At 62.9% G+C, this 24,768-nt stretch carries 21 protein-coding genes and 1 riboswitch; of the genes, 20 read left to right on the top strand and 1 reads right to left on the bottom strand.

Annotated elements, in window-relative coordinates; translation table 11 throughout:
- Positions 1–77 precede the first annotated feature (77 nt).
- Entirely contained in the window at positions 78–974 is an 897-nt protein-coding gene (locus tag HMPREF2712_RS07830) for an HNH endonuclease family protein (RefSeq protein WP_070819683.1), read from the bottom strand.
- Positions 975–1,320: 346 nt separating this feature from the next.
- On the opposite strand from HMPREF2712_RS07830, the gene HMPREF2712_RS07825 reads away from it, so the two are divergent.
- The 20 genes from HMPREF2712_RS07825 to trpC all read left to right on the top strand — a co-directional run bounded on the left by HMPREF2712_RS07825 (position 1,321) and on the right by trpC (position 24,488).
- Positions 1,321–1,884: a single-stranded DNA-binding protein gene (locus tag HMPREF2712_RS07825; RefSeq protein WP_070819682.1), complete on the top strand. Its 564-nt coding sequence runs from the start codon at positions 1,321–1,323 to the stop codon at positions 1,882–1,884.
- Between the two features lie 217 nt (positions 1,885–2,101).
- Positions 2,102–2,449: a 50S ribosomal protein L19 gene (rplS, locus tag HMPREF2712_RS07820; protein WP_005507488.1), complete on the top strand. Its 348-nt coding sequence runs from the start codon at positions 2,102–2,104 to the stop codon at positions 2,447–2,449.
- A gap of 209 nt (positions 2,450–2,658) precedes the next feature.
- Positions 2,659–3,852 (top strand): signal peptidase I, encoded by a 1,194-nt coding sequence (gene lepB, locus HMPREF2712_RS07815; RefSeq protein ID WP_070819681.1) that lies wholly within the window; start codon positions 2,659–2,661, stop codon positions 3,850–3,852.
- Between the two features lie 15 nt (positions 3,853–3,867).
- Positions 3,868–4,695: a ribonuclease HII gene (locus HMPREF2712_RS07810; RefSeq protein ID WP_246828696.1), complete on the top strand. Its 828-nt coding sequence runs from the start codon at positions 3,868–3,870 to the stop codon at positions 4,693–4,695.
- Between the two features lie 98 nt (positions 4,696–4,793).
- Complete coding sequence (locus HMPREF2712_RS07805) at positions 4,794–5,120, top strand: DUF2469 domain-containing protein (RefSeq protein ID WP_005506259.1); 327 nt, start codon at positions 4,794–4,796, stop codon at positions 5,118–5,120.
- Positions 5,121–5,438: 318 nt separating this feature from the next.
- Positions 5,439–5,909 carry a YraN family protein gene (locus tag HMPREF2712_RS07800; RefSeq protein ID WP_049341378.1) on the top strand — a complete coding sequence of 157 codons (471 nt, stop codon included), beginning with the start codon at positions 5,439–5,441 and terminating at the stop codon, positions 5,907–5,909.
- Entirely contained in the window at positions 5,909–7,447 is a 1,539-nt protein-coding gene (locus HMPREF2712_RS07795; RefSeq protein ID WP_049341374.1) for a YifB family Mg chelatase-like AAA ATPase, read from the top strand. The genes HMPREF2712_RS07800 and HMPREF2712_RS07795 overlap by 1 nt, the downstream gene beginning before the upstream one ends.
- A gap of 78 nt (positions 7,448–7,525) precedes the next feature.
- Positions 7,526–9,295, top strand: coding sequence for a DNA-processing protein DprA (gene dprA, locus HMPREF2712_RS07790; protein ID WP_070819679.1), 1,770 nt, complete (start codon positions 7,526–7,528; stop codon positions 9,293–9,295).
- Positions 9,296–9,547: 252 nt separating this feature from the next.
- Complete coding sequence (locus HMPREF2712_RS07785) at positions 9,548–10,648, top strand: tyrosine recombinase XerC (RefSeq protein WP_070819678.1); 1,101 nt, start codon at positions 9,548–9,550, stop codon at positions 10,646–10,648.
- A 250-nt stretch (positions 10,649–10,898) separates the two neighbouring features.
- Positions 10,899–11,798, top strand: a complete 900-nt coding sequence (locus tag HMPREF2712_RS07780) for an ACP S-malonyltransferase (protein WP_005507477.1) — start codon at positions 10,899–10,901, stop codon at positions 11,796–11,798.
- 116 nt (positions 11,799–11,914) lie between these two features.
- Positions 11,915–12,940, top strand: coding sequence for a beta-ketoacyl-ACP synthase III (locus HMPREF2712_RS07775; protein WP_070819677.1), 1,026 nt, complete (start codon positions 11,915–11,917; stop codon positions 12,938–12,940).
- A gap of 203 nt (positions 12,941–13,143) precedes the next feature.
- Positions 13,144–13,386: an acyl carrier protein gene (locus HMPREF2712_RS07770; protein ID WP_005506250.1), complete on the top strand. Its 243-nt coding sequence runs from the start codon at positions 13,144–13,146 to the stop codon at positions 13,384–13,386.
- Between the two features lie 219 nt (positions 13,387–13,605).
- The gene (gene fabF / locus HMPREF2712_RS07765) at positions 13,606–14,877 is read left to right on the top strand and encodes a beta-ketoacyl-ACP synthase II (protein ID WP_070506485.1); all 1,272 of its coding nucleotides are present in this window, start codon (positions 13,606–13,608) and stop codon (positions 14,875–14,877) included.
- A gap of 1,339 nt (positions 14,878–16,216) precedes the next feature.
- Positions 16,217–16,415, top strand: a riboswitch (FMN riboswitch).
- A 387-nt stretch (positions 16,416–16,802) separates the two neighbouring features.
- Positions 16,803–17,534: a nicotinamide riboside transporter PnuC gene (pnuC, locus tag HMPREF2712_RS07760; RefSeq protein ID WP_070819676.1), complete on the top strand. Its 732-nt coding sequence runs from the start codon at positions 16,803–16,805 to the stop codon at positions 17,532–17,534.
- Positions 17,535–18,845 carry a bifunctional diaminohydroxyphosphoribosylaminopyrimidine deaminase/5-amino-6-(5-phosphoribosylamino)uracil reductase RibD gene (ribD, locus tag HMPREF2712_RS07755; RefSeq protein ID WP_070819675.1) on the top strand — a complete coding sequence of 437 codons (1,311 nt, stop codon included), beginning with the start codon at positions 17,535–17,537 and terminating at the stop codon, positions 18,843–18,845.
- Between the two features lie 264 nt (positions 18,846–19,109).
- Positions 19,110–20,402 (top strand): 3,4-dihydroxy-2-butanone-4-phosphate synthase, encoded by a 1,293-nt coding sequence (ribB, locus tag HMPREF2712_RS07750; RefSeq protein WP_070819674.1) that lies wholly within the window; start codon positions 19,110–19,112, stop codon positions 20,400–20,402.
- An 8-nt stretch (positions 20,403–20,410) separates the two neighbouring features.
- Entirely contained in the window at positions 20,411–21,214 is an 804-nt protein-coding gene (locus tag HMPREF2712_RS07745; protein WP_141762575.1) for a GTP cyclohydrolase II, read from the top strand.
- Between the two features lie 57 nt (positions 21,215–21,271).
- Complete coding sequence (ribH, locus tag HMPREF2712_RS07740) at positions 21,272–21,748, top strand: 6,7-dimethyl-8-ribityllumazine synthase (protein WP_005506244.1); 477 nt, start codon at positions 21,272–21,274, stop codon at positions 21,746–21,748.
- A gap of 299 nt (positions 21,749–22,047) precedes the next feature.
- Entirely contained in the window at positions 22,048–23,658 is a 1,611-nt protein-coding gene (locus HMPREF2712_RS07735; RefSeq protein ID WP_070819673.1) for an anthranilate synthase component I, read from the top strand.
- 14 nt (positions 23,659–23,672) lie between these two features.
- A complete protein-coding gene (gene trpC, locus HMPREF2712_RS07730) occupies positions 23,673–24,488 on the top strand; it encodes an indole-3-glycerol phosphate synthase TrpC (protein ID WP_070819672.1) in 816 nt (271 codons plus the stop codon).
- Positions 24,489–24,768: the final 280 nt, after the last annotated feature.

The following is a 24,768-nucleotide window of genomic DNA, read 5'->3' as shown; positions in this document are numbered from 1 at the left end:
CACCCTAAACTCAGGGTGCGGGGCGGTTTTCTTTATGCTTTTTGCGTGCGTGCCGGGAAGCTACTTCTTGGTCGGGGCTACTTCTTAGTGGGGTTCGTGTCCTTGCAAGAGTTGAGGACGCGCTCCATAACCTTCTTCTCATCCGCGGTGACCCACAGCATGTACTTCGCCTTCACGTGCACCTGGCGTGCCACGTAGGTGCAGCGGTAGGCGGTGTTGCTCGGCAGCCAGTCGGCGGCGTCCGCATCGGACTTCTGCTGGTTTGCCGGGCCGTCTGCAGCGAGCAGGTTCTCCGGGTCGTTCGCCAGCTGACGGCGCTGCTCTGCGGTCAAATCCTGCGCGCCGGTCTGCCATGCGTTCGACAGAGCCACCACGTGGTCAATCTGCACAGCCGAGGAGGTCTTCTTGCCGCGCTTGAACTCGATGGTCTTGCCGGTGTACGGGTCATCCAGAGTACCGCTGATGACGGTGCATGCGTGGGTCCTGACCTTGAAACGAACATTGGTCAGGTCGCGGCGCAGAATGTCGTCGCGAGTGTTGCACTTGTTGCCGTCAACGTCATCCCAGGCGGGTCCGAACTGATCACGAGAGTAGCCGGCCTTCGACGCGCGTTCCTTCACCTGCAGGGACGCCAGCTCGCTCTTCGCGGTTGCCAGATCCGGTGCGAGCGCGGTCGCGGGATCAACCGCCTTATACGGGTTCTTGACCTCGGCGAGGGTTTCAGTCTGAACGTTGGTCTCTTCATCATCGGTGGCGGAGGTCGTCGTATCCGAACCGAGCAGCCCGTCCACACCGTTCTTGCTCACGTAGACCAGACCAATAATCAGCACGATCACGGCAAACACCGCGAGCAGACCGTAAATAAGGCGCTTCTTCTGCGGGTCCATCGAATCGGGCAGCTTGGGCAGGTTGCGCTGCAGCTGCTGAAGTTCCTGCAGGGAGGGCAGGTTGTTGTTCGCGGGCTTTTTGCTCACGGGTTCTCCAAGGCGGGTAGACGGGATGCGGCTGAGTGCACCGCATCATCAAGGATAGAGTGCGCGGGATAGAAATAGTGAACTTGAGGGCAAAAATAGCCGCCCCGACGCTGAGATACCTATCACGATGCCGGATGGGGCGTAGTCGTCATATTTCTGCAGGGAATGCGTTGCCCGCGGGCGATTATTGAAAAAACAGGGTGAAAAGTTCAAAAACTCTATCCACAGGCGGTACCCAAAACCGCAAAACGCGAAGTTATCCACAGCAGCGGTAACCGCCGGGTGCAGGGATAGCTCAGCCCTGGCAAGGTGAAGGAACCCACCCACTAGTTTCTAAGGAGAAACCATGAGCGACACCATCCTGATCCGCGGATTCACCGCCTCCGACCCGGCACTGAGCACCCTGCCCAACGGGGTGCCCGTCGTGAACTTTCGCCTCGCCAGCACCCCGCGCTGGCAGGACGCCACCGGTACCTGGAAAGAAGGCACCACCAACTGGTACACCGTGAAAGCCTACCGCCGTCTCGCCCAGAACATTGCCACCTCCATTGAGAAGGGGCATCCGCTGGTCGTGAGCGGCCGCCAGCGCATTAGCCGCTGGAACCGCGAAGACGGAACGCAGGGTACTACCGTAGAGGTGGATGCCTTCGGCATCGGTCACGACCTGAACTACGGTACGAGCACCTTCGCCCGCACCGTGGAGAAGCGCACGGTCAACGAAGGCTCCCTGCAGGGCGCACCTCAGCTGGGTATGCCGGGTGCGCCGCAGCAGTACGCGCCGCCGCAGGAAGCACCTCAGTACGCACCCCAGCAGAACCCGGAGGTGCCGGGCATGACCGCTCAGGGTTCTCCTGCACAGAACGGGGGAGCACAGGGTGGCGTATCCCAGAGTGACGAACCCCCCTTCTAAAAGTGCTCCCCGGATGCTTGCATAAACGCGGGCGCATTGGGATAATGGAGCATTGTGTTGACATCGGGCACGCCCCTGCCGCAGGGGGAAGAGCGACCAACGATGTCAACCTTCGGGCACCAATCCTGTCCGAAGCATCAAGTTTTCTGTCCCGCAGTGGGGCAGAACAATCTGAGTCTATTTGACCTGCGGCAGATGACTCTGGAGATCTACAACTATGCAGACTCTTGACTTCCTCGACAAGAAGTCCCTCCGTGACGACGTCCCCGCATTCGGCCCCGGTGACACCCTGAACGTTCACGTTAAGATCGTTGAAGGTAAGAACCACCGTATCCAGGTCTTCAAGGGCTTCGTCGTTGGCCGCCAGGGTGCAGGCGTTCGCGAGACCTTCACCGTCCGCAAGGTTTCCTTCGGCGTTGGTGTTGAGCGTACCTTCCCCGTTCACTCTCCCTCCATCGAGAAGATCGAGGTTGTGACCCGCGGTGACGTCCGTCGTGCAAAGCTGTACTACATGCGCGACCGCCACGGTAAGGCTGCTCGTATCCGCGAGAAGCGCGAGTTCTAATCTTTATAGATACAGAATTCTGTTGCAAACCGCTCCCCAACCGCATTCCGCGGGAGAGGAGCGGTTTTTGCATATTCTGAGACCCCGCTTTCTGAGAACCTTGCCGCTCTCAGAAAATAAAAGCCCAAGAGCGCAAACACTCTCGATACAATAGCTAGGTACCGTTTCACTCGAGCTAGGTATCTCTCAAACGAAAGGCTCACTCCAGCATGGCAGACGACAAGAACACTGCGAACACCAGCCCCTTCCCTGAGGGATACCAGCCTCAAAGCCGCCGCGAGCGCCGCGAAATGGAAGAATACTTCGCGCGCCTCGCCGCAGAAAAGGCGGCAGATGAGAAGGCTGCTGCTGAGCAGAGTGCCGCAGAGAATGCAGGCGCTGAGAAGGCGGCCCCCTGGGCGGCATCCACGGGCGCTGCTGAGGCGACCGAAAACGATACCAAGAGCGTCCGCGAGGTGGTAGCTAGCGCCGAGGCGAGCGCCGCCTCCGCAGGTGTAACCGCAAGCAGCGCCGCCGCGACTTCTTCCTCCGCGAAGGATGTGAAGAAGAGCGCCGCAGAAAAGAGCGCTGCAGCGAAGAATACCGAGCGCGAAGAAACCACCGATGAGGAGAGCGCCGTAGACGTGGAAACCACCAAGGACTTCTCCGAAATGACCCCCAAGGAACGCCGCAAGGCAAAGCGCGCCGAACAGGCGGAGCTGACCTACTCCCAGGCGCAGGAAGAAGGCCGCCTCGGCGAATGGCTCTGGGTACAGGCACGTGAGGGCGGCACCGTCATCCTCTACGCGCTGGTCATCGCATTCCTGGTCAAGACCTTCCTGCTGCGCGGCTTCTACATTCCCTCCGGCTCCATGGAGCAGACCCTGCAGGTCAACGACCGCGTGTTCATTAACGTGGCGGGCTCCTACTTTAGCGAGCCCAAGCGCGGCGACGTCATCGTCTTCAAGGATTCTCAGGGCTGGATTCCCTCCACCCAGAAGACCAGCAGCCCGCTCAAGGACGCCCTGTCCTTCGCGGGTATTCTGCCGGATACCTCCTCGAACTTCCTGGTCAAGCGCGTTATCGGTACCCCCGGTGACGTGGTCGAAAGCGACGGCAACGGCAAGATCAAGGTCAACGGCGTAGAAATCACCGAACCGTACCTGTACCCCGGCAACCCGCCCTCGGAGATGCCCTTCAAGGTGACCGTGCCCGCCGGCAAGTACTTCGTGATGGGCGACCACCGCAGCAACTCCGCCGACTCCCGCTACCACATTAGCGACGGCACCGCGTTCATCTCCAAGGACGACGTGCAGGGTAACGTGTTCGTGGTGGCGTGGCCGCTGAACCACTTCGGTCTGCTGCAGGATCAGAGCTCGGTGTTCTCCTCGATTCCTGAGCCGACCTCCACCCCGAGCGAATAAGCGAGCGTGGGAATGATGGTGAGTGCCCAGAAGAGCGCAACGAAACCCACTCAAGCTAAGCCCGCGAAGACAACCCCGCCCGCCGCCGACCTTGAGTACGAGCAGCAGCTCTTCGCCTCCGGTGCCCGCACAGTTGCCGGAATCGACGAGGTAGGCCGCGGCTCCATGGCGGGCCCGGTCACTGTGGGCGTCGCAATCCTCACCCCGGACGCCACCCTCGAGGTGGGCGGGCTGATCGACTCCAAGGCGCTCTCACCGGCACGCCGCGAATCCATGGTTCCCGAAATCCGCCAGTGGTGCGCCGTGGCGGTCGGGCACGTGGAACCGGCAGATATTGACCGGCTCGGCATGACCCTCTCGTTGAGGCTTGCCGCCCAGCGTGCGCTCGCCGAGCTGGCGCGCCGCGGATACCGTGCCGACGCCGCCCTGCTGGACGGCAAGCACGACTGGTTCACCCCTCCGCAGGAAGACCTGTTCAGCGCGCTGGCACCGGACCCGGCGCAGGCACACTACAACGCACTGCTCGCCCAGGCGTGGGAAGGCGCAGGTGAGGGTGGTGCAGATGAGCCCGCGCAGATGCCGGTGACCATGGTCATTAAGGGTGACTACAAGTGCGCCTCCATCGCCGCCGCATCGGTGGTTGCGAAGGTGGAACGTGACGAACTGATGGTTCAGCTGGATACCCGCTACCCGGGGTACGGCTGGGCAAAGAACAAGGGCTACGGATCTGCCGCTCACCGCGAGGCGATTAGCGTGCAGGGCCCCAGCCCGCAGCATCGACTCTCATGGTCGCTTCCGGCGACCGCCGAGCAGATTGAGGCCGCTGTGGCACAGCGCGGCTAGGGCGTGTGGTATTCCTGAAAACCGCGCCTCGGAAAGCCGCGAAAGCCTAACGTGCCACCGCTGAATCAGTACTACAAAAGTCCAGGAAAGGAAGAGTAGTGAGCGCAGAAGACCTCGAAAACTACGAGACCGACGCCCAAATGGCACTCTACCGCGAATACAAAGACGTCATGTCGCTCTTTAGCTACGCGGTAGAAACCGACCGACGCTTCTACCTGGCAAACCAGGTAGACGTCACCCCGCACGTGCAGGACGGCACCCTCTACTTTGAGGTGAGCATGAGCGACGTGTGGGTGTGGGATGTATTCCGCTCCAACCGCTTTGTGAAGAAGGTGCACGCCTACTCGGTGCGTGACGTGAACGTGGAGGAGCGTCTGCCCAACCAGGAGTTCACCGTGCCGGAAATGCCTGACTTTAACGCCTAGCTCACGCCTGATTGACCGCCTTGCCGGGGGTAAGCGCGCGGCTGCCGAGCTGCCGGGAGGCAGAGCTGGGTGTTGAAACCGCGTGATGAAGCTGCGTTATGAAACCGCGTGTTGAAACCGCGCGAATATGACGCGTCGAATCGGCACCCGAGCGGCGTTTTTGAAAAATATGCCCCAAAATTTCAAATAAATGGCTGTGGATAACCTCTAATTCCTTCTAGGAGCCGAGGTTATCCACAGTTTTTCGTTAACCGCCTTCGGGCACGCGCGCGGCGGGCACAGTAGAAGCACTACCGCTATCTACCGGGGGAGAGACCCATGACAACAGCCCGAATAACAGCCCGCGCCACAACCCGAAGCGCACCCAACAGACCCCTGACTCCGCGAACCCAGCTCCAGCGAACCCTGCCCCGCGCTCACAGCGTCGGCAAGTGGGGCGAGGAACTGACCGCCCGCATCCTGGAAGCGAACGGCTACCGCATCCTGGAGAGGAATTGGCGACCGCCCGCCGGGCTGGAACACGAACAGATTCGTGGCGAGCTCGACCTAATCGCCATTGACCCCGAGGATGAACTGGTTTTCGTTGAGGTCAAGACCCGCAGCAGCGAAGACTTCGGGCACCCGTTCGCGTCTATTGACCGCGATAAGGCGCGCCGCACGCGCTCGCTGGCGATTATCTGGTGCAGGCTGCGTGAGAACCTGGATTTTCCGCGCTTTCGCATTGACGCAATTGGGGTGACCGGAACCTGCGAAACCTTCACCTTCGAGCATTTGAAGGCGGTGGCGTAATGGGATTCGCACGCACCTATTCCGTGGCGCTGGTTGGCCTGCGCGGGCATATTGTTGACGTCGAGGCTGACATTTCGCAGGGCCTGCCCGGCTTCGTGCTGCTGGGTCTGCCCGATACCGCCCTCAACGAGTCGAAAGAGCGTGTGCGCTCCGCGGCGAAGAACACCGGCATCACCCTCACTCAGCACCGGCTCACCGTGAACCTGACCCCGGCGACCCTGCCCAAACGCGGCTCGGCGTTCGACCTAGCCATTGTGGTTGCGGCGCTGCAGGCGGAGAAGAAACTGCACCCCAGCGGCGATAGCGTCTTCCTGGGCGAGCTGGGACTGGACGGAACGCTACGCCCCGTGCCGGGCATCCTGCCCGCGGTCAAGGCAGCCGTGGATGCCGGACACCACCGCGTGATTGTGCCCGCCGAAAACGCTGAGGAGGCGGCGCTCATCCCCGGTGCGCAAGTGAGCGGTTTCCGCTGCCTAGCGGAGGTTTTTGCCGCACTCGGCGCTGAGAGCCAGAAGCTGACCTACCCGCCCGCCCCGCAGACGGAGGCGAGCGCACCGGTGGCGAAACCGGCTGAAATTCCCTCGGATATGAGCGATGTCGCCGGTCAGTCGCAGGGTCGTTTCGCCCTGGAAATTGCCGCTGCAGGTGGTCACCATATGCTGCTGACAGGCCCGCCCGGTTCGGGTAAAACCATGCTGGCGGAGCGTCTGCCGAGCATCCTGCCGACCCTCGATAACGATGCCGCGATGGAGGTGACCGCGATTCGTTCCCTCTGCTCGGCGGGGGAGCACCTGAGCGAGCTGGTGCGTCAGCCGCCGTTTGAGGCGCCGCATCATAGCGCCTCCGCGCCGGCGATTCTGGGAGGCGGCAGCGGCATTCCCCACCCGGGCTGCGTGTCTAAAGCGCACCGCGGCGTGCTCTTTCTGGACGAGGCGCCGGAGTTCAAACGCACGGTGCTCGATTCGCTCCGTCAGCCTCTGGAATCGGGGACCGTGACCCTGGACCGTTCGAGCGCGTCGGCGACGTATCCGGCGCGTTTTCAGCTGATTCTGGCGGCGAACCCGTGCCCCTGCGGCATGAACGTGGGCACCGGTACGGAGTGCACGTGTGCTCCGCGTGAGCGTCGCGCCTATTTTGGGCGTCTGTCCGGCCCGCTGGTGGACCGCATTGACGTGAATGTGACGGTTCCGAAGGTGTCTTCCACGGAGCTTGCGGGCGGTCAGGTGAATGAGAGTTCGGCGCAGATTCGTGAGCGCGTCATGGCGGCTCGGCAGGCTCAGAAGGAGCGCCTGGAACCGTACGGGTTGAAGACGAATGCGGAGATGAACGGCAAGATTCTGCGCGGCCCGTTGCGTCTAGATGCGAAGCTCACCGGCGAGCTGAACGCCGCTGTGGACCGCGGAACACTGACGGCGCGCGGCTACGACCGGGTGCTGCGTATCGCTTGGACTCTTGCCGATTTGGAGGGCGCCGCCTACCCGAGCCGGGAGCACCTGGATGTGGCGCTTTTTCTGCGGCAGCAAGGGCAATTGAAATAATGCACCAGCTGAAATAGGGACAGCTGACATAGCGTGCCGGTTTATAGAAGGCATCACCCACGAGAGGAGAAGAAGGTCATGAGTGAGAAGAAGCTCAGAAAACGAGCTGAAGAGGCCGAACTGAAAGAAAATGGGCTGAGAGAAACAGCACCGGAAGAGCGTGCGCCTGAAGAGCGCGCGACGGAAGATTTTGTGCAGGGGGAACTGCAGATCCGTCTACCCGGTCGCACCCTGGATGCGCACGCCCTGGTGCGTGAGAGGGTGGCGCATATCCTATCGCTGGGGAACGAACCCTCACCGAGTCCCTATAACGCGGCGCGGTTGCCGGGGTTCCTCGCCTCCTGCCTGAACCCGGTGTACTTAGATGACCCTGTGTACTTGGAAGAGATGCGCCTGGAAGAGATGAACCAGCAGGAGCATCAGGGTGAGCACCCCGAACCTGCGGCGGGCACAGCCTCCAGCGGTTCTGACCCAGCACCCCTGCTCAATCCAGCACCCCTGTTCAACCCCGCCCTCAGCGCGGAGGAGCTTGAGGCGGCGTGCCGCGAGTACATCCGCTGCTGCACCGCCCAGCTGATGCGCTACGCCGAACCCGCCGATGAGCTCGTGGTCGAATCCCTCACCACCCTGGGAGCGCCGCTGACCCTGCACTACCTGCTGACCGGGCATATCCCGGATGAGCACACGTGGGAGCACGGCGAACCGGATACGCAGCTCAGCGAATTTCTGCACTCGGTGGGCGCACCCGCGGAAGGGGAGTCCGCCCTGTTCTGTAGCGCGAATGGCTACTACATGCCGGGTGAGCATCAGATGAGCCGCGATAAGTTCGGCAAGGCGCTCGCGACCCGCCGCCTGCGCTGGAACCGCCGCATGGAACGCACCCTGAACGCGGAGGCGCACATGGCGGCAACCTGCGGGGCGTGGTTGGTCACTCCCGCCGATCCGCTGTGGCCGCCGCAGCTGAACGATTTGGGGCCTGCTCGACCGTACGGGCTGTGGTGTCGAGGCGATTCGCGGCACCTGCTGGATGTGGCCTCTGCCCCGAGCGTGGCGCTGGTCGGTTCGCGTGACCCGAGCATCTACGGCACAGAGGCGACGACCCACCTCGCCGCCGAGCTGGCGCGCCGCGGGTACACGGTGATTTCTGGCGGTGCGATGGGCATTGATATTGCGGCGCATCGGGCGGCGCTGACCCAGCAGGGTAGTGACCTGCCGACCATCGCCTTCATGGCGGGTGGGCTGGACCGGCTGTACCCGGCGCAGAACTCGGATGCGCTGAACATGATTGTTGACCGCGGGCTCATCATGAGCGAGGTGAGCGTGGGTAACACCCCGACGCGTTGGCGTTTTCTGGAGCGTAACCGCCTGATTGCGGCGTTGGCGCGGCACACCATTGTGGTGGAGGCGCGCTGGCGTTCCGGTGCCCTGAATACGGCTCGTCACGCGATGGAGATTGGGCGTACCCTCTGGGCGGTTCCGGGGCAGATTAATTCGCCGAACTCGGTGGGCACGAACCGCCTGTTGCGCGATGGACTAGCGCAAACACTCACCGAGGCCGCGGACATCCTCGAGTACGATGCCGCCGCAGGGTTCGAGCTGGGCACCGAGCACGAGAGCGAATGGGATCAGGTTGCTTCCTCCAGCGCGCTGGATGAGCTGACCGAACGACAGGGTAGGGTGTGGGACGATTTGAGCCCGCGCTCCTACCGCGGCGTGGACGAGATTGCCGCAGCTCTCGGGTTGAACGCTCGCGACGTGATGGCTGACCTGTTCCACCTGGGTCGCTGCGGTCTGGCGGAGAGCAGTGGAACGAGCTGGAGAAAGGTCCGCCCGGATGCCGCGGCGTAGAAGAGCCCCTGCTGCGCACCTCGCTGAAAACCCCGGCTGAACGCCCGTAGTGAACATCCCGGCAGTAGCGGGAGGTGCCGGCCGGTCATGACGGGACGGCAGGTCATGACGAGGCGGCACGTGGAGAGCATGGAACCTCTCTACAATTGGGGTAGGCTTGCGCGTACTGGCGCGGAGCCTACCCCTGCCGCCGCGCTATCAGTAGACGCGCGAAGAAAATGTCGAAAGACCGAAACCCGAAAGGAGGGACGCATGACCCCCGCCCGCCAGCCCGAAAACCGAGCTGAAAACCAGGCATCCAACCGGAGTGAGAACCGGGAGGAATACCGGGACGAGGCTCCCTCCACGACTCTGCCGGTGACCTACACCCGCACGCTTGCGCCGGAGCAAGTAGAGAGCTCTGCTCTGCCTGAATCGGCGCTGGGCGTTTCCGGCGAGGTGTTCCGCCCCGTCCTGGACCGTTTCGAGCGTTTTCTGCGCTATGAGAAGCACCGTTCCGAAGAGACGATCCGCTCGTATATCTCCGATTTGGAGGGCTTCTTCGGTTATATGGCGCGCCGCGGTGTGAGGCACCTGGACAGTATTGATGCGTCCCTGATTCGTGAGTGGTTGGGTTCGTTGCATCTGCGGCAGGCGGCTCGTTCTACGGTGGCGCGCCGCGGTTCGACCCTGCGCACGTTCTTCACCTGGGCTCAGGAGGAGGAGCTGGTGCACGCCAACCCCACGCGCGGTATGCGCACCCCCAAGCGGGAGAATCACCTGCCGCCGGTGCTGAGCCGTGAACAGATGAACCAGCTGCTGACTACCCTGCAGGAGCGTCGGGCGCAAGATCCTCGGGATGCGCGCCTGCTGCGCCTGGAAGCTGTGGTTGAGGTGCTGTACGCCTCGGGCATGCGTATTTCTGAGCTGACCGGCCTGGATTTGCAGAGCGTGGACCGGGCAAATAAGACGGTGCGCGTGCTGGGTAAGGGCAATAAGGAACGCGTGGTGCCGTTGGGTACCCCGGCGCTTAAGGCGTTGAATCGTTGGGTGTCCTATGGTCGTCCGCAGTGGATTCCGGAAGGGTCCCAGGGCGTGACGGCGCTGTTTATTGGCCCTCGGGGCGGGCGTGCGAATGCCCGTCAGATTCGTGAGGACCTGACCCGCCTGCTGCGCACGGTGGAGAATACTCAGGCGTCGGGTGCGCACGTTTTGCGTCATTCGGCGGCGACTCACCTGGTGGACGGCGGCGCCGATATTCGTTCGGTGCAGGAGCTGCTGGGGCATTCATCGTTGGCGACCACGCAGATTTACACGCACGTGTCGATGAAGCGTCTGGCGGAGACGTACGCGCGGGCGCATCCGCGAGCATAGGGTGGCAACCCGAAAGTTAGCTGTCTCTCTATTTGAACCTTGCCCGTTCGGGTTGTACGAATGGACGAGTTCAATCTAAGCTATACACTGTTCAACGTCTGCCTAAATATCCCGCGCAGCCCAAAGTTTCTGCACAGTGATGTTTATACAGGGCGGCTGAACAAGGTAGCATAGGTAACAGACTAACCGTGGTCTCCGTCTCTATAATGGCACCGCGTACGAGTACTAAAAACCAGAAAGGTCGCACCGCATGCGCGCACTCGTTTGCCCCGGACAGGGCTCCCAGAAGAAGGGCTTCCTGAGCCCCTGGCTCGAGATTGAAGGTGTGCGTGAGCACCTGGAACGACTCTCCGAAGCGGCAGGCATTGACCTGATTCACTACGGCACCGAAGCCGAAGAAGAAACCATCAAGGACACCGCAATCGCCCAGCCCCTCATCGTGGCTGCAGGCATCGTCACCGGCCGCCTCGCCCTGCGCGAACTCGACGGTGAAGAGCTCATCTTCGCGGGCCACTCCGTCGGCGAAATCACCGCAGCAGCCCTCGCGGGCGTACTCAGTGACGAAGACGCAATGCGTTTCGTGCGCGTGCGCGCCAACGGCATGGCGGAAGCGGCAGCCGCCTCCCCGACCGGCATGGCAGCAGTACTCGGCGGCGTTGAAGAAAACGTCCGCGAAGCCATCGACGCAGCAGGCCTCGTCGCAGCAAACTCCAACGGCGGCGGCCAGATCGTAGCCGCAGGCCCCATCCCCGCCATCGAAGCATTTGCCGCGAACCCGCCCGCACGCGCTCGCGTCATCCCCCTGAAGGTTGCTGGCGCATTCCACACCGAGGCAATGGCACCCGCCGTGCCCGCACTGGAAGAGTTTGCCGCATCCCTGCAGGTCTCCGACCCGACCTCCGCACTGCTGACCAACCGCGACGGTTCCGCCGTGGCATCCGGTGAAGAGTTCGTCAAGACCCTCGTCTCCCAGGTCACCAGCCCCGTCCGCTGGGACCTGTGCATGGCAACCCTGCTTGAGCGTGAGGTCGCCGGCATTATCGAGGTCGCCCCTGCGGGCACCCTGGTCGGCCTGGCAAAGCGTGCGATGCGCGGCGTGCCCGGCACCTCCATCAACACTCCCGAGGACCTCGCCTCTCTGAAGGGCTAAACACCGGGGGAGAGCACCCCGCCCTCCCCGCACAGGGAACCCTTCACACTAGACATGCACTTTAGACCTGCGAGGCACACACCGCCTTGCAAGCATCAGCACTAAGGATTGAATACGTGACTACCCTCAAGCAGTACGAAATCAACCGCTACTCCCGCATCCTCGGTTACGGCGCAGCCCGCGGTGAGGTCATCGTCCCCAACGACGACATCGTTGAGGCAATCGACTCCTCCGACGAGTGGATCAAGCAGCGCACCGGCATCGCAACCCGCCACCGCGCCAGCGAAAACCAGTCGGTAACCGACCTCGCTATCGGTGCCGCCAAGGACGCCCTCGAAGCATCCGGTGTAACCGGTGAGGACATTGAGGCGGTCATCATCTCGACCATCTCGCACCCCTACGCAACCCCCTCCCTGGCAACCCTGGTCGCCGACGCAATCGGCTCCAAGTGCCCCGCATACGACATCTCCGCAGCGTGTGCAGGTTTCTGCTACGGCATCGCCCAGGCAGACGCCCTCGTCCGCGCCGGCACCGCAAAACACGTGCTGGTCATCGGCGTTGAGAAGCTCTCCGACTTCATCGACAACACCGAACGCACCATCTCCTTCCTGCTCGGCGACGGCGCAGGCGCAGCAGTCGTAGGCGTCTCCGACGAACCCGGCATTGCCCCGACCGTATGGGGTTCGGACGGCTCCCGCTGGGGCACCGTCGGCATGACCCACTCCCTGCTGGACATCCGCAACCGCGACTTCGTCGCAAACCCCGTCGAAGAAGGCGAAAAGATCTGGCCCACCCTGCGTCAGGACGGCCCCTCCGTCTTCCGCTGGGCAGTATGGGAAATGGCGAAGGTCGCCAAGCAGGCACTCGAAACCGCCGGTATCACCCCCGACGAGCTCGGCGCGCTCATCCCGCACCAGGCAAACGCCCGCATCATTGACCAGATGGTCAAGACCCTCAAACTTCCCGACACGGTGGCAGTGGCACGCGACATCGTCGATGCCGGTAACACCTCCGCCGCATCGGTCCCCCTCGCCGCGCACCGCCTGCTCAAGGAGAACCCGGAACTCTCCGGCAAGTTCGCCCTGCAGATTGGTTTCGGTGCCGGCCTGGCATTCGCAGCTCAGGTAGTCGTCCTTCCCTAAGGAAAACCCCGGAGCCCGATGCTCCCCGCCCCTCACGACCGGCACAGCGCCGGTGCGCGAGAAAGAAAAGAAAGCGGGAAAGCATCTCCATAAACTCCGAGTTGACGCATGCGTACACCACGCAGACACGATAAACTCGGTAATGCACGCGTACCCCCATCCGGCGGGTGCGATGACCATCGAAAAAACAAAGGAGCCCCTGAATGGCTAACAAGGAAGAGATCCTCGCAGGTCTGGCAGAGATCGTTAACGAAGAGACCGGCGTTGAGGTTGAGGACGTTCAGCTGGACAAGTCCTTCACCGAGGACCTGGACATCGACTCCATCTCGATGATGACCATCGTCGTGAACGCTGAGGAGAAGTTCGAGGTGACCATCCCGGACGAAGAGGTCCAGAACCTCAAGACCGTTGGCGACGCAGTCGAGTTCATCGCGAACGCTGCCTAAGCTATAACCAATAACGAGGCGGCGCGGGCTCTCACCGGCCCGCGCCGCATCGCTATTCACTCAGCTTTCAATCCAACATACCCCCGGGAACACACAGGGTGCGATGACTGCACTCTCCACGGCGTGAAAACGCCCACTGTAAACCCCGGGTCCAACAGGTTTTTATCCACACACCACCGGATAAACCACCAAATCGACCACCGAAGAGAAAGTGCCACAATGTCTCGAAAAGTGCTGGTGACCGGCCTCGGCGCGACCACCCCCATTGGCGGCGACGTCCCCACCACCTGGGAAAACGCAACCAAGGGCGTATCTGGTGTATCCACCCTCGACCACCCCTGGGTCAAGGAATACGACCTGCCCGTATACATTGCAGGCCAGCTCGCCGTGCCCGCCCTCGAATCCGGCCGCCTCACCAAGGTAGAAGCAAAGCGCCTGGATCCCTCGGGCCAGCTCGCCCTCATCGCCGCACGCGAAGCATGGGAAGACGCAGGGTTCTCCGGCCCCGACGCCGACTCCGCAGAAGAAGTCGACCCCGAACGCACCGGCGTAGCCTTCGGCACCGGCATCGGTGGCGTGTGGACCCTCCTCGACGCATGGGACACCCTCCGCGAAAAGGGCCCCCGCCGCGTCCTCCCCATGACCGTTCCCATGCTCATGCCCAACGGCAACGCAGCAGCCGTCTCCATGAACCTCAAGGCACGCGCCGCAGCACAGACCGTCGTCTCCGCATGCGCATCCTCCACCGAAGCCATGCAGCTCGGTGCTGAAATGATCCGCAGCGGCAAGGCAGACGTCGTCATCGTCGGCGGCGCCGAAGCGGCAATCCACCCGCTTCCCATGGCAGCATTCGCCAAGATGCAGGCACTCTCCTCCCGCAACGACGAACCCGAAAAAGCATCCCGCCCCTACGACGTCGACCGCGACGGCTTCGTCATGGGTGAAGGCGCAGCAGCGCTCATCCTCGAATCCGAAGAGCACGCCAAGGCACGCGGCGCACGCGTCTACGCGGAACTGGCAGGCACCGGCGTATCCGCCGACTCCTACCACATCACCGCACCGGACCCCGCAGCACTCGGCGCAACCCGCGCACTGCGCGAAGCCCTCGAAGACGGCAACATCGACCCGAAGACCGTCGTGCACATCAACGCGCACGCCACCAGCACCCCCGCCGGTGACCTGCCCGAAGCAACCGCAATGCACGAAACCTTCGGCGAGCACACCAAGAACATTGCCGTCTCCGCAACCAAGTCCATGACCGGCCACCTGCTCGGCGGCGCGGGCGCACTCGAAGCCGTACTCACCGTACTGGCACTGCACCACCGCACCGCACCCTGCACCATCAACCTGGACAACAAGGACCCCCAGATTGACCTGGATGTGGTGACCGAGGCACGCGAGCTGCCCGCCGGCGAGATCGTGGCACTGTCGAACTCCTTCGGTTTCGGCGGTCACAACGCGGTTGTAGCATTCCGTTCCGTAGAGGACTAAAAACTCTTCGGCAGCCTTATAGGTAAGGGCACGTCGGACAATGTTAGCGGGGGAGTGCCCCCTCTGCGGCGCTGGGGCGCCTTGAGGACGGAGCCCCCGCTACGCATTCCCGACGCACCCTCACCGGTTTTGATACGTACAGGGTCGCCTGCGATAGACATCTATCGTAGGCGACCCTGTTTGCGTATGAAGTTTTACCCGTGGGTTAGTTGTTTGGAGAGGTTGTACCGGTTCATGCTCGCGGGGGAGTGCCCCCTCTTCGGCGCCTGGGGGCGCCTTGAGGACGGAGCCCCCGCTTCGCGTGTCCGGTACGCCCTCTAGGTCGCCTACCCCTCGGGTTGGTTGAGATAGGGATTGGTAGGCGGTTAGCTTCTCGGGTCAGCTTGCCTCAGTCTGGGGTATATGAGGCTGGTCTGGGGCTGAGTTTCGTGTGCAGCTCACCTGAGTTTGGGGTGGGCAGGGTTTCACAGGTTAAAAACGGGTGGCGTATTCGCTCCGGCACTGCGAATACGCCACCCAAACACACCACACTCCACAAGACAATGCAGAGCGCGCGGGATCAACCATCCCGCAAGGTTCCCGTAACCTCCATCGCGCACCACGGTAGGCGACGACAGAAGAACGGGAGCTTATGACCGTTTGACACACACAACGCCCCCTCGTACAGATATACAAAGGCGCACGCCATGCGATCTTCCGGAAGTTTATTCGGAAGAGCTCCCACGCCGGTTCCGTTGAGAAAACAATTCGGTGTGGTTGCCTCCCGATGGTGAAGCACATCAACATCGTGTGCCGCAATACTGCGCAATCCAGTACGCGCAGATGTTGCGTGAAAACCATCCTCAGGAATGCAGTCCGCGGGCCAGTTTTCCAGCTTCAAATGGCAGAAGCTTAAGGGTTTGATGTGAGTGCTCGGATGGTCCGAATCATGTTGCTCTCAACGGAACCGGTTTATCGGTGATGGGAGCTCCTGTAGATAAGAATAACCTTAAATCACCCCTGGAGTAAACCTTAAACCAATAATTTAACCTTATTGTTATAATTCCTTGTCATAAAGGTATTGACGAGTGTTCAATATGCTCTGAGTAACCCCCTGGAGGCCCTCATAACTCTTTGGTCTGTTTGGCGCTCTCCACCGTTATGAAACCGTGATAAATCATTCCCGAAAATTGAAGAATCGGGTCCAAAACGGTCCCGCAAGTGGCTGCCGCAGGGGCTTGTTGAGAGGGGCTTGAAGACGCACCGAGAGTACAGTCATAAAACGTCATCTTGTCACGGAAGTTATCCCAGAGAAAACAAATTAAACCCCCGGCGTGCGCTGTGGCATAATCAGTATCGACATCGTGCTCCGGGGTCGGTGAAATTCCGAACCGGCGGTCACAGCCCGCGAACCGCTCTCGCAAGCAGGTAAAAATCGTACGAATCTTCGCATCCGCACAGGATGCCAAGACTCCGCTAGAGAAGCCCGCCCGCAAGAGAGGCCGAACCGGTGAAAATCCGGTGCCGACAGTACAGTCTGGATGGAAGGTAGCACGAGCAGAAAAAGGCAGGAGCGCACTCCACCGCACCTCCCGAAAACCGGGATAACGTGCAGGGTGCACCAAAGCAGTTACTTGAGAAAACTGTTGCTAGAAAAACTGTTGCTCGAGAGCGCAGCGGTTTTCTGCGAGACGGCTTTTTGTGAGACAGGGGAGAGGCATCTTTCGTAGGTGCCGGTACGTTATTCCCCTCGACCGCAGCCGGCTGGTGTCAGCTGCGGTTTTCAGCTACGGTTGGCTGAATCGCCGCTCCCGCCTCACCACGGATACCGGGCACCCCATAAGATGCCCGCAGTAGCCGCCCTTTTCTGTTCCTCTCCCCGGAGCCGCCGCAGATGCGCACACAGCGCATCCGACACACGGTCCAACTCAGAGAGGAAAGAAACAATGGACATCTTGCGGTGGCTCTTCGACGCACAAATTCACGTGGGGGACCAGTCCCTCCTCGTGCGCGAAGTTCTCGGAAACGCATTCGGCCTAGCATCGGCGCTCGGCGGCATGCGACGCAAAGTATGGGCGTGGCCCGTCGGCATTCTCGGCAACCTGCTGCTCCTCACCGTCTTCCTGGGCGCCCTCGTCGGCAGCCCGCGCCCCGTCACCATGCTCGGCCAGGCAGGCCGCCAAATCATGTTCATTGCCGTGTCCATCTGGGGTTGGCACCGTTGGCGCGCCACCCGCGCCGCCGGTGGTGACGCCTCCGAAGGTGCCGCGGTGATCCCCAAGTGGGCTACCAACACCGAACGCGCAGGCCTGATTGTCGCCATGGTCGCGGGCACCCTGCTGCTCACCCCCATCTTCCGCGCCCTCGGCTCCTACGAACCGGTCTGGTCCGACGCCTGGATCTTCACCGGCTCGCTACTCGCCACCTACGGCATGGCGCGCGGCTGGGTTGAATTCTGGCTCATCTGGGTTGCCGTCGACCTGGTCGGCGTGCCGCTGCTGTGGAGCGCAGGCTACTACGCGACCTCCTTCATGTACGTGTTCTACGGATGCTTCACCCTGGTCGGCTTCTTCGTCTGGTGGCGCACCCGCAACCTGGAGGCGCAGAAGACCCAGGTGCAGACCCAGTTCCCCGACGTGACCGTTGAGGTAACCGACGTGAAGAAGGGTCGTGCATAAATGCCGCAGAACCCCTCGCTGCAGGTGCTGGCGAGCGCACACCTGCCCGCAACTGTTGCCCCGAGCGTATCTTCGCCGCGCAACGATGTGGACTACTCCGCCGCGGAGTACGGTCACCTCGCCGGTCTGCCCGCCGCACGCACCCTCCAGCTGCCCGACCCCGAGCAGGAGCTCAGCCACGCAGAGGCCATGACCCTGGCACTGCAGGCGGCACGCCAGGGTATCCGCGGCGCAAACCCGCTCGTCGGCGCCGTCATCACTGACGATCACGGGCACCTGCTGCACGTGGGCTACCACCGAGGCGCAGGCACCCCGCACGCCGAAGCCGACGCCCTCGCCGCCGCCCGAGCCGCGGGAACCGACCTCACCGGTGCCCGCATGTACGTGAGTCTGGAGCCCTGCAACCACACCGGACGCACCGGCCCCTGCTCCCACGCCGTCGCCGAGGCGGGCATTAGCGAACTCTACTACGCCTACAGCGACGACACCGAAAACGCCGCCGGAGGCGCCGCCTACCTGCGCTCGCAGGGCGTCACCGTGCACGCCATGGAGGAGTTCGCGAACGCATCCTACCTGCTGAACGAGCGCTGGTTCATTGCCGCCGCTGAACGCCGCCCCTTCATTACCGCAAAGAGCGCCTCCACCCTGGACGGGTTCATTGCGGCAGCTGATGGCACGAGCAAGTGGATTACCGGCCCCGCCGCGCGCATTGACGGGCACCTAATCCGTCACCGCGCCGACGCCGTCATGATCGGCACCCGAACCACCCTCATGGACGACCCCACCCTGGACGCGCGCGACGCCAACGGGGAACGCTTCGAGAAGCAGCCGCTGCGCGTGGTCATGGGCAAAACCGAGATTACCGAGAACTACCGCGTGCGCGGTCTCAACCCGCCCGAAGGTGTGGAGGCGGATCCGCAGAACTTCCTGCAGGTCTTCACCCACGACCCGCGTGAACTGCTCGATGAGCTGTACGCCCGCGGGGTGCGGCACCTCATGATTGAGGGCGGCCCCGGCATGGTCGGCCTCTTCGCCGGTGAAGACCTCATCGACGAGATGGTCTGGTACCGCGCCCCCATGATCATGGGGCAGGGCAAGAGCGCCGTGTACCGTCTGCTCGTGGACACCCTCGCGCAGGCACCGCGCCTGCAACTGGACGATCTGGGCATGTTCCCGGCGGTGCGCGTGCTCGGTAATGACACCGCAACGCACCTGGTGCCGGCACCTCGCGGAACGGCGCAGGAACCGGGTGAGCGGCGTACCCTGCCGAAGCTGGACGCCTGCCACGCGCCCGAACCGAGATTAGATTAGCCGCGGCTGGACTAGTCGTGGCTGGACTAGCCTCCGCTTGGGCTAGTCTCCCTTCGGCTGAGCGCGGGCGGGGGAGTAGTACCTCAAGGACCCCCGCCGGCGCCCGGCTAATTCATGCCGGCTGGTTCGCATACTGGCACAAAAGCTCCCCGTCACGGGGAATATTCGAAAAATACGTATAGTTATACCGACGAACAAACCATCGCCGCCCGTCGCCCTCAACGACGACGCCCCGGCGGACACGGCGAGAAAAGGAAAGCACACATGTTTACCGGAATCATTGGCGCCCTCGGCACCGTAGAATCCATCACCCCCATCGAAGGTAGCGACTCAGCCTACCTGACCCTCAACGCCGGTGACATCGTCGCCGACCTCGAACACGGCGGATCCCTCGCCGTCAACGGTGTATGCCTCACCGCTATCGACCTCGACCAGCTGCAGCCCGGCCAGTTCCGCGCCTACGCGATGGGTGAGACTCTGCGCCGCACCAACCTCGGCAACCTGAACCCCGGCGACACCGTCAACCTGGAACGCTGCCTGCCCGCCGGTGGCCGCCTCGACGGTCACGTCGTGCAGGGCCACGTGGATGCGGTGGGCACCCTCGCATCCGTCACCGCGCACGAGGCGTGGAGCACCCTGCGCTTCAACCTGCCCACCGAACTTGCACCCCTGCTCGCTGAGAAGGGCTCCATCGCTGTTTCTGGCGTGTCCCTGACCGTCACCGCCGTTTCTGAGCCCGGCGAAAGCCCCGCATGGTTCGAGGTCGGCCTGATCCCCGAAACCCTGAAGGCAACCAACCTCGGTGCCCTCAAGGTTGGCGACAGCGTGAACCTTGAGACCGATGCGCTCGCTAAGTACGTGCAGCGTCTGACCGCGTTCGCAGGCGTGCCTCAGGCTGACTCTGCGCACTCCGGTGAGCAGGTTGCGCCGCGTCGCGCCGACGCCGCAAGCGTCCTCGACAGCGTGCAGACCGCAGTGGACGCTATCGCTGCAGGTCGCGCCGTGGTCGTCGTTGACGACGAAGACCGCGAAAACGAAGGCGACATCATCTTCGCCGCCGAGCACGCAACCCCCGAGCTGATGGGCTTCATGATTCGCTACACCTCCGGCGTGGTCTGCGCACCCCTGAGCAACAAGCGTGCCGATGAGATGAACCTGCCGCCCATGGTCACCAACAACGAAGACCCCAAGGGCACCGCATACACCGTCTCCTGCGATGCGGCATCCGGCGTGAGCACCGGCATTTCCGCGGCAGATCGCGCACGCACCGTGCAGATCCTCGCGGACGCTTCCTCCACCCCGGCTGATATCACCCGCCCGGGCCACATCTTCCCGTTGCGCGCCGTTGACGGCGGCGTGGCGGAGCGCCCCGGCCACACCGAAGCCGCAGTGGAACTCTCCCGCGCGGCGGGCCTGTCCGGCGTGGGTGTTATCGCCGAGGTCGTGCACGACGACGGCTCCATGATGCGTTTCGACGCCCTACGCGCCTTCGCCACCGAGCACAACCTGCCCATGATTTCTATCGAAGACCTCATCAAGTACGTAGCTAAGGCGTAGGAGAACGCATGAGCGAAACCCCTAACACCCAGGCAACGCCAGGTACTCCCGCAGCTGTCACCTTGGCAGAGCCGGGCACCCTGGTCGAGCCGGTTGAGGCGCAGGCTGAAGAGCTCAGCGCCGAATCCCTGCGCATCGCCTCCCAGCTCGCTGAAGGCTACCGAGTCAGCCCCCTCGACATGGTGCCCAACCCCAGCCCGCTGCTGGTCGAAAGCACCGAAGAGGTCGCCGTACCCACCCCGCAGGGCCTGTTCGGATTGCGCGCCTGGCGATTCGCGGACGGCGCCGAACACATCAGCGCCCGAGCCCTCGACCGTGACGGCACCCCCGTACCCGCCGAGGACGGGGGAGTGCCCGCGGTACGCATCCACTCCGAATGCGCCACCGGCGACATTTTCGGTTCCTTCCGATGCGATTGCGGCCCCCAGCTGGAGAACGGCCTGCGCATCATTGGCCGCACCGGCGGGTACCTCATCTACGTGCGCAACCACGAAGGACGCGGCATCGGCCTGGTCAATAAGCTCCGCGCCTACGCGCTGCAGGATGCCGGGCTCGACACCCTCGACGCGAACCTGGCGCTCGGCCTGGATGGCGACATGCGCGACTACTCGCAGGCGGCACTGATCCTGCAGGAACTCGGTGTGAACGAGCTGAGGCTCGTGACCAATAACCCCGCCAAGCAGGAGGCGCTCGAAAGCCTCGGCCTGCAGGTCACCGAACTTATCCCGGACGAAATTCCCGCCCGAGTTGAGAACGCACACTACCTGCAGACCAAGCGTGAGCGCATGCGCCACGTGCTCAAAAGCGCGTAGCGGCACCCCTGCAAACCCCTAATTTTTCAAAACCCCAAAACCCACAAGGAGAACACAATGAGCGGCGTAGGCGCAGCAGACACCACCCTCAACCCCGAAGACTACAAGGGCTTCAAGCTCGCAATCGTAGCGGCAAGCTGGCACACCCAGGTCATGGATGGCCTCATCGACGGCGCGCAGCGTGCAGCACGCGACGCAGGCATCGAGCCGACCCTCGTGCGCGTTCCCGGCACCTTCGAGCTGCCCGTCGCAGCAACCCGTCTCGCTGAGAAGTTCGACGCAATCGTCGCGCTCGGCGTGGTCATCCGCGGCGGCACCCCCCACTTCGACTACGTCTGCCAGGGCGCAACCAACGGCCTGACCGACGTGTCCGTGCTGACCGGCCGCCCCATCGGCTTCGGCGTGCTCACCTGCGACAACGAGCAGCAGGCACTCGACCGTGCAGGCCTGGAAGGCTCCAACGAAGACAAGGGCTACGAGGCGACCGCAGCGGCACTGCAGACCGCAGCAACCCTCAAGCAGTTCAGCAACTAACACGGCTGAACGGTACGCGGCTCAGTTCCACGAAGAGAACTATTGGATCTTCACCGTGGAACTGGGTCGCAGCACCGGTTAAACTGAAACAACCCGCGCACCGGGCTTACCGGGCTTTATCAGGCATTATCGGGCGTCTACGGATCTGGCATGTATGCGCCAGAGAGATACACACCGGCATATATGTCCCGGTACCCCCATATACCGGTAATACCCCATGCACCGGTAAAAACCCCGCGCGGCAGCTAAGGGACACAGCGCACTGACGCGCTCCCAACCCAACACCAAGGAGTACAGCAATGCAGGATTTGGGCACCATCACCCCCAGCCTCGAAGAATTCCGCGCCCGCGCAGCCGGCACCCGCGTCATTCCCGTACACATCAAAATCCTCGCCGACTCACTCACCCCCATCGGCATCTACCGATCCCTCGTACTCCAAAACGACCAGGGCGAACCCGTCGAAGCAGCCCACGGCACCTTCCTGCTCGAATCCGCCAAAATCTCCGCAGAAGGCGAATCCGCAGCCTGGGACCGCTACTCCTTCATCGGCGCATCCTCCCGCTCCACCCTCACCACCGTTGACGGCGCAGTCCACTGGCAGGGCCGCACCCCCGCCGGCGCACCCGTCGACGGCGACCCCGTAGAGGCCATCGCAAAGACCCTGCAGATGCTCTACACCGAACCCGACCCGACCCTGCCGCCGCTCACCTCCGGCTTGGTTGGTTACCTCGGCTGGGACGTCGTACGCCACTGGGAGCACCTGCCCTTCCCGCCCGCCGACGACGTGAACCTGCCCGAATTCGCGCTCAACATGGTCTCCGACATGGCAATTCACGACAACAAGGACGGCACCGTCCTGCTCGTCGCCAACGCCATCAACTTCAACGGCACCAGCGAAAACGTTGACGGCGCCTACGAGGATGCCATCGCGCGCCTGCACAGCATGCTCCGCCGCCTGCAGCGCGGCGCCGCCGCAACCACCTCCACTCTCTCCGGCGTGGCAGACGTTGACCGTAAGGTCCGCGAAGACGTCACCCTCACCTGGAGCGAACAGGGCTTCAAGGACGCCATCGACCGCTCCAAGAAGAACATCATCGACGGCGACGTCTTCCAGATCGTGCTCTCACGCCGATTCGAAGCCGAAACCAACGCCAAGGCACTCGACGTGTACCGTGTACTGCGCCAGTCCAACCCCTCGCCGTACATGTACCTCTTCAACTTCGAAGACAGCAACGGCACCCCCTTCCACATTGTCGGCTCCTCCCCGGAGGCACTCGTCACCCTCAAGGACGGCATCGCCAGCACCCACCCCATCGCCGGTTCCCGCCCGCGCGGCGCAACCCGCGAAGAAGACCTCGCACTCGCCGAGGAACTGCTCGCCGACGAAAAGGAACGCTCCGAACACCTCATGCTCGTCGACCTGGCACGCAACGACCTCTCACGCATCGCCAAGCCCGGCACCGTGTCCGTTGACCAGTTCATGATCATTGAGCGATTCAGCCACATCATGCACATTTCCTCCGCCGTCAGCGCCGAACTCGACCCGCAGTTCAGCGCCTACGACGTGCTGCGCGTCGCCTTCCCGGCGGGCACCCTCTCCGGCGCGCCCAAGCCGCGCGCCATGCAGCTCATCGACGAATACGAACCGACCCGCCGCGGCGTCTACGGCGGCGTATGCGGCTACTTCGACTTCGCCGGCAACATGGACATGGCAATCGCCATCCGCACCGCCGTCCTCAAGGAAGGCACCGCCTACGTGCAGGCAGGTGCGGGCCTCGTCATGGACTCCAACCCGGACTCCGAAACCCTCGAAACCGTCAACAAGTCCGCCGCCCCGCTACGCGCCGTGCTGACCGCCTCCGGCCTGGCACCCCTGGACGCAGACGCAGCCGTCAACGCCACCAAGTAACCCAAGGAGACACCATGAGCACCGTTCTCGACGAGATCATCGTCGGCGTCCGCGAAGACCTCGCCGCCCGCGTACAGCAGGTTCCCCTCGAAGAAATGAAGAAGCGCGCCCTCGCAGCCGCACCCGCCCGCGACGCGCTCGCCTCCCTACGCGGTGAAGTACCCGGCGGCGGCAACGGCACGACCGCACGCATCATTTCCGAGGTGAAGCGCTCTTCACCCTCCAAGGGTGCGCTCGGAGAAATCCCGGACCCTGCCGCGCTCGCCGCACGCTACGAGGCAGGTGGCGCCGCAGCGATCTCCGTGCTCACCGAACAGCGCCGCTTCAACGGCTCCCTCGCCGACCTCGACGCAGTCCGCGCCGCCGTGAACATCCCCGTGCTGCGTAAGGACTTCACCGTCGACGAATACCAGATCTGGGAGGCACGCGCACACGGCGCCGACCTGGTTCTGCTGATTGTGGCGGCCCTCGACGAGCAGACCCTCCGCGAGTTCCTCGAACTCACCGAATCGCTCGGCATGAACGCCCTCGTCGAAACCCACACCCCCGAAGAAATCGAGGTCGCCCAGCGCATCGGCGCGAAAATCGTGGGCATCAACGTGCGCAACCTCAAGACCCTCGAAGTCAACAACGAACACTACGCATCCCTCGCAGCGCACCTGCCCAACTCGGTTATTAAGGTTGCTGAGTCCGGTGTCTCCAGCATCGAGGACGTACGTGCCTACGCTGGTGCGGGCGCCGATGCGGTCCTCATCGGTGAAGCACTGGTACGCTCCGGCGACCCCGAAGGTACCGTGCGCGAATTCTCCAAGGTGCCGGTGACCCGCTAGCCTGTGGGTTAGTTGTTTGAGATGGCGTACCGGACAACGCTCGCGGGGGAGTGCCCCCTCTTCGGCGCCTTAACCTTCAAAGAACCCAGCCGCTTTGAGGATGGAGCCCCGTCGCGTGTCCGGTACGCCCTCTAGGTCGCCTATCCCTCGGGTTGGTTGAGATAGATGCTTCTTGGTACGTGGTTACCTTCTCGGGTTAGCTTGCCTGACTCTAGGGTTCCAGGTTGTTGGCTTGCCCTGCCAGCTCGCCTCTCGTACACGTAAAGCCGGTGCCCGGTTC

It is taken from the genome of Rothia sp. HMSC064F07 (assembly GCF_001837265.1).
GTDB classification, from domain to species: domain Bacteria; phylum Actinomycetota; class Actinomycetes; order Actinomycetales; family Micrococcaceae; genus Rothia; species Rothia mucilaginosa.
The sequence above is the reverse complement of the archived record's forward strand: the minus strand, read 5'-3'. Positions and strand labels throughout refer to the sequence as shown.

What these genes read in the sequence shown, in the direction of transcription:
- fabF (WP_070506485.1), top strand. Translation starts at nt 13,606, where the DNA reads ATGTCTCGAAAAGTGCTGGTGACCGGCCTCGGCGCGACCACCCCCATT.
- HMPREF2712_RS07810 (WP_246828696.1), top strand. Translation starts at nt 3,868, where the DNA reads ATGGTGAGTGCCCAGAAGAGCGCAACGAAACCCACTCAAGCTAAGCCC.
- HMPREF2712_RS07800 (WP_049341378.1), top strand. Translation starts at nt 5,439, where the DNA reads ATGACAACAGCCCGAATAACAGCCCGCGCCACAACCCGAAGCGCACCC.
- trpC (WP_070819672.1), top strand. Translation starts at nt 23,673, where the DNA reads ATGAGCACCGTTCTCGACGAGATCATCGTCGGCGTCCGCGAAGACCTC.
- ribB (WP_070819674.1), top strand. Translation starts at nt 19,110, where the DNA reads ATGTTTACCGGAATCATTGGCGCCCTCGGCACCGTAGAATCCATCACC.
- dprA (WP_070819679.1), top strand. Translation starts at nt 7,526, where the DNA reads ATGAGTGAGAAGAAGCTCAGAAAACGAGCTGAAGAGGCCGAACTGAAA.
- HMPREF2712_RS07745 (WP_141762575.1), top strand. Translation starts at nt 20,411, where the DNA reads ATGAGCGAAACCCCTAACACCCAGGCAACGCCAGGTACTCCCGCAGCT.
- HMPREF2712_RS07735 (WP_070819673.1), top strand. Translation starts at nt 22,048, where the DNA reads ATGCAGGATTTGGGCACCATCACCCCCAGCCTCGAAGAATTCCGCGCC.
- HMPREF2712_RS07825 (WP_070819682.1), top strand. Translation starts at nt 1,321, where the DNA reads ATGAGCGACACCATCCTGATCCGCGGATTCACCGCCTCCGACCCGGCA.
- lepB (WP_070819681.1), top strand. Translation starts at nt 2,659, where the DNA reads ATGGCAGACGACAAGAACACTGCGAACACCAGCCCCTTCCCTGAGGGA.
- rplS (WP_005507488.1), top strand. Translation starts at nt 2,102, where the DNA reads ATGCAGACTCTTGACTTCCTCGACAAGAAGTCCCTCCGTGACGACGTC.
- ribD (WP_070819675.1), top strand. Translation starts at nt 17,535, where the DNA reads ATGCCGCAGAACCCCTCGCTGCAGGTGCTGGCGAGCGCACACCTGCCC.
- HMPREF2712_RS07795 (WP_049341374.1), top strand. Translation starts at nt 5,909, where the DNA reads ATGGGATTCGCACGCACCTATTCCGTGGCGCTGGTTGGCCTGCGCGGG.
- ribH (WP_005506244.1), top strand. Translation starts at nt 21,272, where the DNA reads ATGAGCGGCGTAGGCGCAGCAGACACCACCCTCAACCCCGAAGACTAC.
- HMPREF2712_RS07780 (WP_005507477.1), top strand. Translation starts at nt 10,899, where the DNA reads ATGCGCGCACTCGTTTGCCCCGGACAGGGCTCCCAGAAGAAGGGCTTC.
- HMPREF2712_RS07770 (WP_005506250.1), top strand. Translation starts at nt 13,144, where the DNA reads ATGGCTAACAAGGAAGAGATCCTCGCAGGTCTGGCAGAGATCGTTAAC.
- pnuC (WP_070819676.1), top strand. Translation starts at nt 16,803, where the DNA reads ATGGACATCTTGCGGTGGCTCTTCGACGCACAAATTCACGTGGGGGAC.
- HMPREF2712_RS07785 (WP_070819678.1), top strand. Translation starts at nt 9,548, where the DNA reads ATGACCCCCGCCCGCCAGCCCGAAAACCGAGCTGAAAACCAGGCATCC.